The organism is Parapedobacter sp. GCM10030251 (assembly GCF_042666505.1).
Lineage (GTDB): Bacteria > Bacteroidota > Bacteroidia > Sphingobacteriales > Sphingobacteriaceae > Parapedobacter.
Window position 1 is genome coordinate 1 of record NZ_JBHTDN010000008.1, and the last position, 14,096, is coordinate 14,096.

10 protein-coding genes are annotated in these 14,096 nt (G+C 47.6%); 2 read left to right on the plus strand and 8 right to left on the minus strand.

Going from position 1 to position 14,096, the window contains the following annotated elements:
- The first annotated feature begins 339 nt into the window (after window positions 1-339).
- Window positions 340-1,446, plus strand: a complete 1,107-nt coding sequence (locus ACFQRK_RS18725; RefSeq protein WP_379009448.1) for a formylglycine-generating enzyme family protein — start codon at window positions 340-342, stop codon at window positions 1,444-1,446.
- An 82-nt stretch (window positions 1,447-1,528) separates the two neighbouring features.
- Here ACFQRK_RS18725 and cobA read toward each other — a convergent pair whose 3' ends face one another.
- From cobA to katG, 3 genes are all read right to left on the minus strand, one after another.
- Window positions 1,529-2,317: a uroporphyrinogen-III C-methyltransferase gene (gene cobA / locus ACFQRK_RS18730; protein ID WP_379009449.1), complete on the minus strand. Its 789-nt coding sequence runs from the start codon at window positions 2,315-2,317 to the stop codon at window positions 1,529-1,531.
- Window positions 2,318-2,535: 218 nt separating this feature from the next.
- Window positions 2,536-3,264 (minus strand): DUF2490 domain-containing protein, encoded by a 729-nt coding sequence (locus ACFQRK_RS18735; RefSeq protein ID WP_379009451.1) that lies wholly within the window; start codon window positions 3,262-3,264, stop codon window positions 2,536-2,538.
- Window positions 3,265-3,403: 139 nt separating this feature from the next.
- Window positions 3,404-5,698 carry a catalase/peroxidase HPI gene (katG, locus tag ACFQRK_RS18740; RefSeq protein WP_379009453.1) on the minus strand — a complete coding sequence of 765 codons (2,295 nt, stop codon included), beginning with the start codon at window positions 5,696-5,698 and terminating at the stop codon, window positions 3,404-3,406.
- A gap of 245 nt (window positions 5,699-5,943) precedes the next feature.
- Here katG and ACFQRK_RS18745 point away from each other — a divergent pair, with 245 nt between their 5' ends.
- Complete coding sequence (locus ACFQRK_RS18745; protein ID WP_379009455.1) at window positions 5,944-7,905, plus strand: alpha-L-fucosidase; 1,962 nt, start codon at window positions 5,944-5,946, stop codon at window positions 7,903-7,905.
- 26 nt (window positions 7,906-7,931) lie between these two features.
- Here ACFQRK_RS18745 and ACFQRK_RS18750 read toward each other — a convergent pair whose 3' ends face one another.
- The 5 genes from ACFQRK_RS18750 to ACFQRK_RS18770 all read right to left on the minus strand — a co-directional run bounded on the left by ACFQRK_RS18750 (window position 7,932) and on the right by ACFQRK_RS18770 (window position 14,083).
- Complete coding sequence (locus tag ACFQRK_RS18750; protein WP_379009456.1) at window positions 7,932-9,398, minus strand: glycine--tRNA ligase; 1,467 nt, start codon at window positions 9,396-9,398, stop codon at window positions 7,932-7,934.
- Window positions 9,399-9,474: 76 nt separating this feature from the next.
- Complete coding sequence (locus tag ACFQRK_RS18755; RefSeq protein ID WP_379009458.1) at window positions 9,475-11,439, minus strand: hypothetical protein; 1,965 nt, start codon at window positions 11,437-11,439, stop codon at window positions 9,475-9,477.
- Between the two features lie 3 nt (window positions 11,440-11,442).
- Window positions 11,443-12,111 (minus strand): hypothetical protein, encoded by a 669-nt coding sequence (locus ACFQRK_RS18760; RefSeq protein ID WP_379009461.1) that lies wholly within the window; start codon window positions 12,109-12,111, stop codon window positions 11,443-11,445.
- Window positions 12,112-12,225: 114 nt separating this feature from the next.
- A complete protein-coding gene (locus tag ACFQRK_RS18765; protein WP_379009462.1) occupies window positions 12,226-13,269 on the minus strand; it encodes an AI-2E family transporter in 1,044 nt (347 codons plus the stop codon).
- Window positions 13,270-13,309: 40 nt separating this feature from the next.
- Window positions 13,310-14,083 carry an enoyl-CoA hydratase/isomerase family protein gene (locus ACFQRK_RS18770; RefSeq protein ID WP_379009463.1) on the minus strand — a complete coding sequence of 258 codons (774 nt, stop codon included), beginning with the start codon at window positions 14,081-14,083 and terminating at the stop codon, window positions 13,310-13,312.
- Window positions 14,084-14,096 lie beyond the last annotated feature (13 nt).

The following is a 14,096-nucleotide window of genomic DNA, read 5'->3' on the forward strand; positions in this document are numbered from 1 at the left end:
CTTCCCATCCCGAACAGAGCAGTTAAGCCCGCCAGAGCCGATGGTATTGCCGTAACAGGCGTGAGAGTAGGTCGGTGCCGGATTTTATAAGAAGCCCCGTTGCAGAATGCAGCGGGGCTTTCTTTTTGGGGACAAACAAACACCTGAGATTGTCTCGCCTTTTTTAAATACGGAATTTATTTTTGGATTATTAGGGGACAACGTATGCGCCGCGGTTGTGGCGTAAATGGCGTAGACTTATGCACAAGAGGCTTGGATTATTGGTAATCAAATGATACCTTTAAGGATGGTTTTACCTAGACGTGTTCGGTCAGGAAATTCGAAGTGACAATAACGAGTATGAATCATAAAAAATGCCTTTTTTTGTTTGGGACTGCAGGGGTGCTGACGGTTGCCTGTATGGATGCAGGAAAACAAGAGACTGGGCAGAAGAGTGAAGTTGATAGAGATAGTGCGGTAACCTGCGTGGCACATGGAATTCCTTCGCGTGCTGCGGCTATAGCGGAATCCAAAATAGCGCATAGCTTTCTAGGGTCGGATGATGCGCCGATGGTTTATATCAAAGGCAGGACTTTTCAAATGGGGACGGATGATTTTGAGGACGCCCGTCCGGTGCATGAGGTAACCGTAGATGGCTTTTGGATGGATGAACATGAGGTAACCAACGCACAGTTCTCTCGTTTCGTGTCGGCTACGGGTTATCAGACTGTTGCAGAACGGCCCCTGGATCCGAAGGATTTTCCTAATGTACCGTTGGACGCACTTCAACCTGGTTCAGCCGTATTTACACCGCCGAATCATGCTGTGGGGTTAGGTAACCATCTACAATGGTGGCAATATGTGATTGGGGCCAATTGGCGGCAGCCTGAGGGACCCGGAAGCAGTATCAAAGGGCGCGAGAATGAGCCGGTGGTGCATATTGCATATGAGGATGCGGCTGCTTTTGCTAAATGGGCGGGAAAGCGGCTTCCTACGGAAGCGGAATGGGAGTTGGCCGCACGCGGTGGAGCTTCTAACAGCAAGTATTATTGGGGCGATGAGCTGAAGCCCAAGGGCAGGTGGGCGGCAAATGTTTACCAAGGCGATTTTCCGGTCCGGGACATTGCCGAAGATGGATATAGCGGTGTAGCTCCGGTTAAATCTTATTCTCCAAACGCCTTTGGCCTATATGACATGGATGGCAATGTATGGGAGTGGTGCTCGGATTACTACCGACCGGATTATTATAAAGGCAGTCCGAAGAAGAACCCTAAGGGACCAACTGATAGCTACGATCCAATGGAGCCGGGTGCTGTCAAACGTGTACAGCGCGGTGGATCGTTTCTTTGCAACGAGCAATATTGCGAGCGGTATGTAGCAGGTAGCAGAGGAAAAGGAGAAATAAGTAGCGGAAGTAACAACCTTGGCTTTCGGTGTGTGAGTGATGACCCCCCACCCACAAACTAGTGGCTATTATCACAAGAAGTAGGAGCACCTGAGGGACAGGCACTCCATACTTAACCCGATTGTAAACCTATGAAGAGAAACTTTAAAGCGCTGTTTCGAAGAATTGCTTGATCCGTTGAAAATCATGATGTAATTCCAGTACAGAACCAAACACGAGCAGTACAGGACCCGTGTTGTCAATTCCTTTTTCGTCGGCTACTTCGACAATGGTGTTAACTAAGCCGATGGCGATCTTCTCATTACCCATTGAGCCGTTTTGGATAACGGCTGCGGGCAATCCTCCCTTTCCAATTTCCTGATAGATAGCAACAATATCTGGTAATCTGTCAAATCCAAGCAGTACAACGACTGTGGCTTTGCTGCGAGCGGCGTCGTGCAGTTCAAGCGAGAGATTGCCCTTACTATCGGTGCCGGACAGAATCCATACACTCTCACTTGAGCCTTTATGCGTTACGGGAATGCCTTGTAACCCCGGAACGGATATCGCACTCGAGATACCGGGGACGATCGCCGTTTCGATACTGTAGGAAGCAGCATAGTTTAGCTCTTCATAGCCACGTCCAAAAACGAATAAATCACCTCCTTTGAGCCGGACTACATGACCGAAGTTCAGCGCGTAATCAACCATCAATTGATTGACGACGTCCTGCGAAAAATTCTCGTCGCCCGAAGGGTTGCCGACGTAGACTTTAATGGATTCTTGTGGCGCGTAATCTAGTAGGCGTTCATCCACCAACGCGTCGTATAAAATGACATTGGCTGTTCTTAGCGCCTTTACACCTTTTACGCTAATTAAGTCCGGATCTCCCGGGCCGGCACCCACTAACGTGATCTTGGGATCGACATATTGCTTTTCGGTTACTACTGACATGCGTTTCTTTTTTATGATAAATTAAAGCCGCGGCGATAATCGCATCGACGGGCTTGCCGGCAACCGACTAACCAAGGGAGTTCAAGGGCGTTGATAAACCCTTGTGTTCCCGCATCGTCGTTGCTTTCACAAAGCAAATATATATAAAGTCTATTAATTAAGTAGATTAAATTTTTTTAAATGACAGATTTTATTATAAATAATTGATAAATAAGGTATTAAAATCTGGTGTACACTGCCCACTGCCACACATGTGTCACGGCGTGCGGCGTAGAATTCCTCAAGAGGAATTGGTGCAGATACCCGGTTTCAAAATCATACCTTTCCGAAAATCGAAAGCCGAGGGATGCGTACGCGCGGTTTCGATCGAACCACTTTCCGTTAGTTGCATTTGCGTTTTGGATGTTAAAAAAGAGTTCGTTTTGGAGCGACACAAAGAGTCCTCGGCGGAAAGAGGGGGTTGAATGGGAGCTGAGCGGAACGATGCCCCGAATAAAATACCTTGCCCGTTGAGCGAATGCGGTTTCATCAGGTCGTTCAAGGAAGCGTTGTTCAAGCCGAAATCGGTGTTGGACCGGGACACCGAACAACGTTCCTCCAATGATGTATTGCTGCCAAATGCGGTGCTCGGTTAACCTGCGGGCGTTTGTCGCTAATTCGTGGGTTGCCAAAGTGGCGGCGTATCCCAAAGCTGCGGTATGGCGTTCCTTAACGTAATAATTGATGCCTGGACGGATAAGAAGCATTGAATAGTTACCCCAGTCAGTGCCTGCTCGAAACTGAATATCGTGATTCATGCCCCACTTTTCGCTAAATTTAACGTTATTGAACCATGCAAACCAGCTGTTGAAAGTCTGTTCTTGAGCAATAGCTGGTTGGGTAATAAAAGACAATGAAGCAACGGCTAAAACCAATCGGATGAAATGTGCGGAGTGGAAAAAAGGCATATTTTTGACGTGTATTATTTAGTACGGCGCTAAAATAATGTAAAAGAGCTAAAAATACAGAGGAATTGAAAAAAGGACCTTTCCACCGATAACGGAAAGGTCCTTCTTAGACGGCTATCCAGAGCTTGCGAAACGGTAACTAGTGACTTAGGTCAAAGCGATCTAAGTTCATAACTTTGTTCCATGCTGCAATAAAGTCGTTCACAAATTTTTCTCCCGCATCTGAACTTCCGTATACTTCAGCAATCGCCCTGAGTTCTGAATTTGATCCGAAGACAAGGTCTGCGCGGGTGGCCGTCCATTTCCGTTCACCGGTGGTACGATCCAGACCTTCGAATAATTCCCGATATTCATCCATTGCTTTCCAAACGGTACGCATATCAAGTAAGTTTACAAAAAAGTCATTGGTAAGTGTTTCGGGGCGGTGGGTCAATATTCCATGCGGGGTATTGTTAAAATTGGTATTCAATACACGCATACCGCCGACAAGAACGGTTAATTCCGGAGCTGTCAACGTTAACAATTGGGCCTTATCAATGAGCAATTCTTCGGTAGAGATGCTGTATCGCGTCTTCAGGAAATTGCGGAAGCCATCGGCCACAGGTTCTAAAACTGCAAATGACTCCACATCTGTCTGCTCTTGGGATGCATCCATACGGCCTGGACTGAAAGGAACCGCTACATGGTGCCCCGCATCTCTTGCCGCCTTTTCGACTCCTGCACATCCCGCTAAGATAAGCAGGTCTGCGAGGGAAACACGTTTTCCGCGGGATTGCTTGGCATTAAATTTTTGTTGGATATCTTCGAGTATAGCCAAGACATTGGCCAGTTGCGACGGATTGTTTACCTCCCAGTCTTTTTGGGGGGCTAAGCGAATGCGTGCACCGTTTGCGCCGCCTCGTTTATCAGAGCCCCGGAACGTAGATGCCGACGCCCAAGCGGCGGCAATGAACTGGGATATTGGCAATCCAGAATCCAGTATATCGGCTTTCAACCCGGCGATGTCCCGATCGTCGATTAACGCATGATCTACCACGGGAATAGGATCCTGCCAGATCAGTTCTTCTTTGGGTACATCGGGACCGAGGTAGCGTGTTTTGGGCCCCATGTCGCGGTGCGTTAATTTGAACCAGGCGCGAGCGAAGGCATCTGCGAACTCATCGGGATTTTCGAAGAATCGACGGGATATTTTTTCATAAATCGGATCAAATCGCAAGGCAAGATCGGTCGTAAGCATGGTGGGTAAATGCCGTTTAGATGGGTCGTGCGCATCGGGGATGATGGCATTGGCACCTTTGGCGACCCATTGATGTGCGCCAGCCGGGCTTTTCGTCAGTTCCCATTCATAGCCAAATAGGTTCCAAAAAAAGTTCGTGCTCCACTTTGTGGGGGTAGTCGACCAGGTAACTTCCAAGCCACTGGTAATGGTATCGCCGCCTTTGCCCGTACCGTAACGGCTTCTCCAGCCCAGTCCCTGCTCTTCAATATCCGCACCTTCTGGCTCGGCACCCACGAGTGATGTATCTCCGGCACCATGCGTTTTTCCGAACGTATGGCCACCGGCAATGAGTGCAACGGTTTCTTCATCATTCATTGCCATACGTTTAAAAGTTTCGCGAATGTCTACGGCTGCTGCCAGGGGGTCCGGATTGCCATCAGGGCCTTCTGGATTGACATAAATGAGCCCCATTTGCACGGCAGCCAGCGGATTCTCCAAATTGCGGCTATGGATATCCCCATCTGCCGTATCATCGGATACTAACACCGCACCTTCTTTCTTGATACCCTCCGAGCCATGAGCGTACCGCTCATCGCCTCCTAGCCAGGTCTTCTCAGAGCCCCAATAGATGTCCTCGTCGGGTTCCCAGGTATCCTCGCGCCCGCCGGCGAAACCAAACGTTTTGAACCCCATGGATTCAAGCGCAACATTGCCCGCTAGGATAAGCAGGTCCGCCCATGAAATCTTCCGCCCGTATTTCTGTTTAACAGGCCATAAGAGTCTGCGTGCTTTGTCAAGACTCACGTTGTCGGGCCAGCTGTTGAGCGGCGCGAATCGCTGCTGGCCCCGGCCTGCACCGCCCCGACCATCGCCTATCCGGTACGTACCTGCGCTGTGCCAAGCCATTCTTATAAAAAGCGGTCCATAATGGCCGAAGTCAGCGGGCCACCAATCCTGGGAATCGGTCATCAGCTCGTGAAGATCTTGCTTCACGGCCGCCAAGTCGAGGCTGTTAAACTCTTGGGCGTAATTGAAGGATTCGCCCATTGGATTAGCTGTTGGTGAATGCTGCCGCAGCATGTTTATTCTCAAATGATTTGGCCACCAATCACGGTTTTTTGTTCCCCGGCTTCCAGCTTGAGCCTTAATGGGTTGTTGGGATGTCGATTTACCGGAGAATGGGCATTTACCCAGGTCGTTTGCATTGCTTTCCATGACGTACGTTTTTAGGGTTTTAATTCATTGTCTTACTTCGGGTTATCAAATATATAAGGATTATCTGGAAGGAATAAATCATTAATACCGATAGACCATAGTTTGAATCGATAGTTGGTATTGTGAATATAAGTATTTTTTATTTCCATTCGTTCCTTTTAGCCATATACTAAGTTATTTTTGCAAGCGTGGAGCGACTAGCGGGAAACATCCTATCTTTATTGTCAATTTAGTCCGCTATTCTTATGACATTCGACTATATAACCAGACTGAAATTTTTGAGCGTGCTGGCCGCGATAGGCTTTATTGCATGCGATTCCATCGATAATTCGAAAGAGGATGGCCCCAGTCCTTACGGACCGATACCTACAGAGGCTCAGTTGAACTGGCATGAGCTGGAAATGTACTGTTTGATTCATTTTACACCCACTACCTTTCAGAACAAGGAATGGGGTTTTGGCGATGCCCCGGCTGATTTATTCAATCCGGGACATTTTGACGCCAATCAGATTGCCGCAGCTGCGAAAGCCGGAGGCTTCAATGGTTTGATATCAGTGGCCAAGCATCACGACGGCTACTGTTTGTGGCCAACGAAAACGACGGATTACAACATCTCCCAAAGTTCATGGCGTGGTGGAAAGGGCGATATGGTAAGGGAATTTATGGAAGCTGCGCATAGGCAAGGGATGCAGTTCGGTGTATATGTGTCTGCTTGGGATCGAAATTTCCCCAGCTATGGTGCTCCGGAGTATGCAGACGCATATCGGGAGCAGTTGCGCGAATTATACAGCGATTACGGGCCTCTGTTTGTGAGCTGGCACGACGGAGCGAACGGCGGCGATGGATACTATGGAGGGGCAAATGAAACTCGCCGTATCGATCGGGCTACTTATTATGAATGGGAGGAAAAAACTTGGCCAATCACGCGGAAAATGCAGCCCACGGCAGTAATTTTCAGCGATGTTGGCCCGGATATACGTTGGGTAGGGAACGAAAAAGGGATCGCCGCGGAAACCTCTTGGGCTACATTTACCCCGGTGGCGCCCGACGGTAGTAATCCTGCGCCTGGCCACATCGACGACCGGTTTTTAGGCAGTGGGCAGCGGGACGGTAAGTATTGGATTCCTGCTGAATGTGACGTACCACAACGTCCGGGATGGTTTTACCATCCAGAGCAGGACAACGAGGTAAAGACACCCGATCAGTTGTTCGATCTTTATCTTAAAAGCGTAGGCCGGGGGGCTGCGTTCAACTTAGGATTGGCTCCCAATATGGACGGATTGCTGCATCCAAATGACGTCGCTTCGCTGAGAGGGTTTGGTGAAAAATTGCGTAAAACGTTTGCTGAAAATTTTGCTTCCGGCGCGTCACTTGACGCCTCCAACATACGCAAAGGCAATCAGGGGGATTTTGGTCCGGCCAACCTATTGGATGATGACCGTTACAGCTACTGGGCAACTGACGATGACATAACCCAGCCCGAACTGGTGGTGAAATTGAAGGACGAGGCTACTTTTGATCTTATTCGTCTGCGTGAAAATATCAAATTGGGACAGCGCTTAGACAGCGTCTGGGTGGATGTATGGAAGGACGGGTCCTGGCAACCCCTAGCCAAGGCGACCAGCATTGGTTCTAGCCGGCTTATTCCGTTAAATGAACCCGTTACTGCGAAGCAACTGCGATTGCGATTGTTTGCTCCGGTTGCGGTGGCGCTCAGCGACTTTGGCTTGTTTAAGGAAGCAACCGTAGAATTTGCAACGCAGCGCACTGAACGAAGCGCCTTAAATCCATCGGAATGGAATATTGTTGACAATTCATTGAATGGGGGAGACCCGGCTTTGGCGTGGGACGGCGACGCAAAAACCCATTGGGTTACTGACGCAGTGGATTTGCCGAGTCGTTTCAGCATTGACTTGGGCAACCTGCATTCGCTCACGGGCTTGGGCTATCTGCCACGGCAGGATGGGAAGAAGACGGGTTTGATAAACCGCTATGTTTTTGAGATAAGCGTAGACGGAAGCCAATGGATAACCGCAGCCAGCGGGGAGTTTGCTAATATCGCAGCCAATCCGATTTTGCAACATGTGGATTTTGGCAAACCTGTGCAAGCGCGCTATTTTCGGTTCACGGCGGAAGCTGTGGCCAACACACCAAACAATCGATCGGTCGTGTCGATAGCGGAGTTTGAGATATACGGTAGTAAATAAGGTGAAAATCTGTTAGAATTGGGCGGCTATAAGCCGCCCAATAGATTCTTCCAACCTACGCGGTCGGCAATGATTTTTTCCAAGTCCGCTGCAGCAATCCGTTCCTGTTCCATGCTGTCGCGATGACGGAGTGTCACCGTATCGTCTTCAAGTGATTGGTAATCGACCGTAATACAAAACGGCGTACCGATGGCATCCTGCCGGCGGTAGCGTTTTCCGATCGAATCTTTCTCGTCATACTGTACGTTGTAATCTATTTTGAGCCGGTTGAGTATTTCTCTGGCTTTGTCTGGTAGACCATCTTTTTTCGTCAACGGTAGGATCGCCGCCTTCACCGGAGCCAACGACGGATGGAAGTGCAGCACCGATCGCGAATCTTGCTTGTCGGCCGTACTGAGATCCTGCTCTTCAAATGAATTACATAATACGGTAAGAAAAAGCCTGTCCAAGCCAATGGACGTTTCTATCACGTAAGGCACGTAATTCTGGTTGATTTCGGGATCGAAATACTGCATTTTTTTGCCCGAATATTTCTGGTGCTGGCTAAGGTCAAAATCTGTACGCGAGTGGATTCCTTCCACTTCTTTGAACCCAAACGGGAATTCGTATTCGATATCTACTGCTGCATTGGCGTAGTGAGCAAGCTTGACGTGGTCGTGGAAACGGTATTTTTTTGGATCGCCGCCAACAGCGAGGTGCCATTTCAGGCGGGTTTCTTTCCATTGGTTATACCAATCGAGTTCCGTGCCGGGCCGTACGAAAAATTGCATTTCCATTTGCTCAAATTCACGCATGCGCATGATAAATTGACGGGCAATGACCTCATTACGGAATGCTTTTCCGATCTGGGCAATCCCAAAAGGAACTTTCATCCGTCCGCTTTTTTGGACATTCAGAAAATTGACAAAGATGCCTTGTGCCGTTTCAGGCCGCAGGTATACCGTCTCCGCATCTTCAGCCGATGCTCCCATTTGGGTGGAAAACATCAAATTAAACTGCCTTACATCGGTCCAGTTTTTCGTGCCTGAGATGGGGCAAACGATGTTGTGTACTTCAATGAGTGCTTTAACTTTGGGAAGATCGTCGGCATTGAGTGCATCATCGAGATCGGCCTGCAGCTGTTGCGCTTCTTTAGCATTGCCGTCCGCTTCATAGCGCGCGATCCTATCTTCAATGAGTTGGTCGGCCCGGTAACGCTTTTTCGAATCCTTATTGTCTATCATCGGATCGTTGAAACCATCTACGTGGCCAGAAGCCTTCCAAGTAGTGGGATGCATGAAAATCGCGGCGTCAATGCCTACAATATTCTCATGCAACTGAACCATGGCTTTCCACCAATATGTTTTCAGGTTATTTTTGAGCTCGGACCCCAACTGTCCGTAGTCGTACACGGCACTCAAACCATCGTATATCTCGCTTGACGGAAATACGAAGCCGTACTCCTTTGCGTGTGAAATTACATTTTTGAAGAAATCGTCTGTCTGCTTACTCATAAGACGGCAAACTTAGATAAAATGTTCGTATTCGCGAAATACCTTCATTGAACAAAATGCCTGTAGCTTACCCTTTTTATTTCTGTTGGGCAGCGTAGTCTATTAAAGCAAACAGATATTGGACGGCGTTATCATAGCCTTCTGGTGTTTGGGCCACAAACTCTCCGGTCACGGTATTGCCTTTAATGCCATTTGATCGGAAATAAAAATCGCCGAGGTTACCGAAGATTTTGTGAAAAGCGATATAATTGTCAAGGGTCCGCAACTGTTCTTCAGGAATGTCTTCGGAGAGCTTTTTGGTACTCAATAGTCCTGCAAACCGGTTTTTAGTTAGTAGCGCCCGGTGGGCTTTATTAATGGATCCTTGTATCCGGTTGTCTCTTACGTTTTCCATTTCTTCCTTAGAGGTGCCTAAAAATATAATGTTATCTTTTCGGTATAAATACAAGTCGAAAGGTAATGTCGGTTCTTCGACGCGATAGAGGCCCCTGTCGCCACTCAGCAGCATTTTTTGTTCAAAGTAGTTGACAAAACGGTTATACAGACTAGCATTGTCCGATGAGAACATAGCGAGGAAATCGGGAATCGTTTCCATTCTGGTTTTTTCGACTTCCGTGTAGTTATAATCCTCGTCGTATTCGTAATCTGTATACGTCACCTCTTTCTCAGCAATGCCGTTTAATACGAATAAGCCATCCCCCTTAGCTACGCTGGCGATCGCTTCTTCGTCTAGAAGCAAAGAAACTATTTCGGCTCCCAGTGAAATTTCGTTTTCATATTGAGCAAATATTTTGCCGTAGGTATCATTCATCAATTTGGGCAGTTCTTCCAGGTAGGCCTTGCTATCCATAGCAAAACCAAAGAACCCGACCGCTTTATCACTATCCAGGTATTTCAGGAATTTGCGATTAAGTTTCGGTCGGTATATGCGTTTGAAGCTGCGAGCAAGGTTATCTGATACCTCCATTTCCGTACCCAATTTAAACCCTTCGCCATCGGCATAAAGGCCGGCATACACGCTGCCATAATAGCGGAATAATTTGCCGTCTCCACGCATGCCAAATAAGTCGGGCAACAAGGTGCTGTAAATAGCTTCCAGGTTGGAAAGCCAACCCGTCATCAACGCGTCTTTCTTTACGCTGCGGAGATAGGACCGATTGCTGAGGATGCTTTGATCGGCAGGGTGATTAAAAATGGACGCGGTATATTCACGTGCCCATACACCGGCCAGCGAATCTTTAATCCGGACATTTTTGGAATAAAAATCTTCATACGATGCAGCTTCTTCTGCATAAGCCGTTGTGTCTGTCCACCAGTCGGTTTCAGAATCAATTTCCGCAGGCTCATCTTCATATGCGACATCCGTCGCCACAGAATCTACGACAACCTCCGCGGCGTCCTCGGCTTCTGCGATGGCCTCCGTAGCTCCTTTAGGGTATTCTTCCAGGGTAGCCACAGGGGGAGCGGGGATGGTTTCGTCGACAACGGCGGTGTCGGATTCATCGAAATAATTTTCATAATCGTCGTAGGTAATGCCATATCGTTCTGCCACTTCTTCATTTTCAAAGTAGCTGTTTACCGGCGAACCCGTTGAAATACACAACACGCGATTATCCCACGCAAACGTCACCGGATCGTCGTCCAATAATTTGGTAAACCATTGTAGGGGGCCTTGTTGTTCAGTCTCTTCGGCTGCCGTAAAAATCCGTTCGAAGGCCGATACGTCCGAAAGAGGAATTGCTACCGTAAAGTGCGTTACGCTATCTGTTTTCGTGGTCCAGAAATAGCTCGAACTATTTAAATCGAATCCGTAGTCCGCAACGCTGGTGATTTCGGAAGCACCTATTTTTTCTCCCAGATCTACCAACGCTTTTCCGATCGTTGACTGGTCAAAATCCTTCACATGGGTGAGTTTGAAGAATTGCCCGGTTTGGATGTTTACAACGGCGAAGGCATCGTGCGGTATTTTAGTGGCAAGGTCCTGCGCGCTGAGCGTTGATGTTATCAGTGAGGCAAAGGCAATTGAAAGGAGTCTATTCATGGATCAATTTGCTAATTTAATTTGATTTGTTATGTTTCTTTTTCCGCTAATCAGATCGAGTACGGGGCTTTGGATCATAACCGCCGTCTTCGATGCAGCCAATTTTGCCGATGGATTGCTTTGTGAAAGCACGGCGCGGTCAAACCGGTAAATACTGGTATAGGTAGCGGTATTAAATATTTCTTTATCGGTATCTTTCAGTTTTTCAAATTCGGCCTTTGCCCTCGGTTCATAGACATACGTCCGGTTAAATGTCCGGCTCGTTTTATTGTATGTATAGGATGATTGATTGGAAGGCGTGATTTTCATTTCCGCAAATAGCTTGTTTGCGATTGTATTCAGATCTTCCACGTTGCTGAATGAAAAGCGAACGGTTGCTACAAATTTATCAAAATCAAGTGTGTGAGATACATTGGATATACCGGGGATCTTTTTTAGCTCCGCGGATAGTTCAATTAAATGGTTCCGGATATCAGTCTTGGAGGGTACCTTATATCCATTGACGCTGTCCACTAACATAATCGACGCAAGTTTGGATCTGCTTTGACTGAGATTTGCGGTAAATACCGCTGTGCCAGAACCATCTTTCTTGACGGTTATGTCTTCAATAAGCTGGAAGCAAGAAGTAAACAAGAGCAGGCAAGGGATCCATAGAATCAATCGAATTTTCATGTTTTACATACGTGAGCGCCCTTATGTGCGGGACTCGCCGCAAAGATAGGGATTGAACACCCATTTGTAAATCCCTTTTTTCAGGTATTTCCCTTCGTCGTTTTCCGTACGTTGTTAGGGCGACGGAAGCTCCTCGTCGGTTAAATTCAATTGCTTTTTGTTGGCTTCGTAAATGCGTACGGTAATGAGAAAGTAAGAAAGCAGCAGTGGGCCGTAGACCAGACCCATCACACCAAACAGCGGAATCCCGATGATGACACCCACTACCGTAATAATGGGATGAATGTCACCTACTTTTTTCGCAATGATCAAGCGAAGGATGTTATCAATGTTGATGACTACAACGAAACCATATACCAGCAACCCAATGGCTGCAAAATTATCTTCTTGGGTAAACGCATAGATGGCTGCGGGAACAAAAATAAGTGGAGGCCCCAAAAGGGGTACAAAGGCCAATATCGCACAGATGACTCCCCAAAATAAGGCATCATCAAAACCGAAAATCCAAAAGCCCAGTGATAAGGCGCCTCCTTGGACCAGAGCAATGAAGGTTTGTCCGATGACGTTAGAATAAGTAATATTGCGTAGCTCATGGCCAAATTTGATCGCATTCTCTATGCGGAAGGGTGAATAGCGGAGCAATCCGCGTTCAAATCCCCTAAAGTTGATAAATATGAAATACAGGAGAAAATACATAACGATGATATCCAGGAACAAGCCCGCTGCTCCGCTGACTAATGAAGTAAGGAGGCCGCCGAAGTAGGAGGCGCTTTTCTCCAGTTGTTCTTGCAGCAAGTCAGGTTTACCCAGTTTGTCACCCGCATATTCATTGATGGTATTGACCGTATTCTTTATCCATTCGGGATTTTTAACCAATTCTACGATTTTATTGGTCAACATGGTGCCTATTCCCAAAAACGGCAATACGATAATCAGAAATGAAATAACGATAATACATACGGCAGCGAGTGGCCTGCGCCATTTGAGACGTTCTACCAGCCAAATGTTCAGCGGGCGGAATATGGTGTACATAACCATCGTACCTAATAGCGCACCAATGATTCCCCGTACTGCATAGGCTATTACTGCACCTAATAGTAGTAATAGCACCAGGGTGATGATGTTACGCTCTTTTGGGGTGAATATCGAGTAGGACATACGTCATGCCGATTAATTTGGTTTACGACAAAACGTGGAACTAGAAATTTGGTTTTCGTTTTTCCAAAAAAGCACGTACGCCTTCTCTAAAATCGGGGGTTTGAAAACACTGGCCAAAAAGCGTAATCTCCGTTTCAAATCCAGGTTTAACGATGCCAAGACTGGCATTTACGGCCTTAATGGCTGCCGACACAGCGGTGCGCGACCGCGAAGCGATGCGTAGAAGAATGCCTTCCGCTCTAGCAATGAGTTCAAGCGGTTGAACAACATGATTTACAAGCCCGCATTCAAGCGCTTCACTGGCCGAAATCATATCCCCGGTTAAAATTATTTCCAGCGCCCGTCCTCGTCCAACCAGTTGTGTTAACCGTTGCGTGCCGCCATACCCCGGTATCAAACCCAGTGAGACTTCCGGTAAGCCCAATTTGGCGTTCGCTACGGCAATCCGCATGTGGCAGGCCAATGCCAGTTCAAGACCTCCGCCCAGCGCATAACCGTTAATGGCCGCTATAATCGGTTTATCGGCTTCGTGCATGAGATCGAAAACACGGGTTTGCCCTTCGTATGCCAATGCATAGCCCTGTTCGGCATTAAAATTGGAAAATTCGGAAATATCCGCACCGGCCACAAAAGCTTTGTCACCTGCACCAGCTAACACGATGCCGAAGACGGTATCGGCAGCCAAGGCGTCACTGAGCGCGTTATGTAGTTCAGCCAGTGTCTGTTTATTGAGCGCATTCAACTTGTCCGGACGGTTAATGACGATATGCCGGATACGATCTCTATCAGTGACGATTAAATTTTGGTAAGCCATGGTATATATCTTA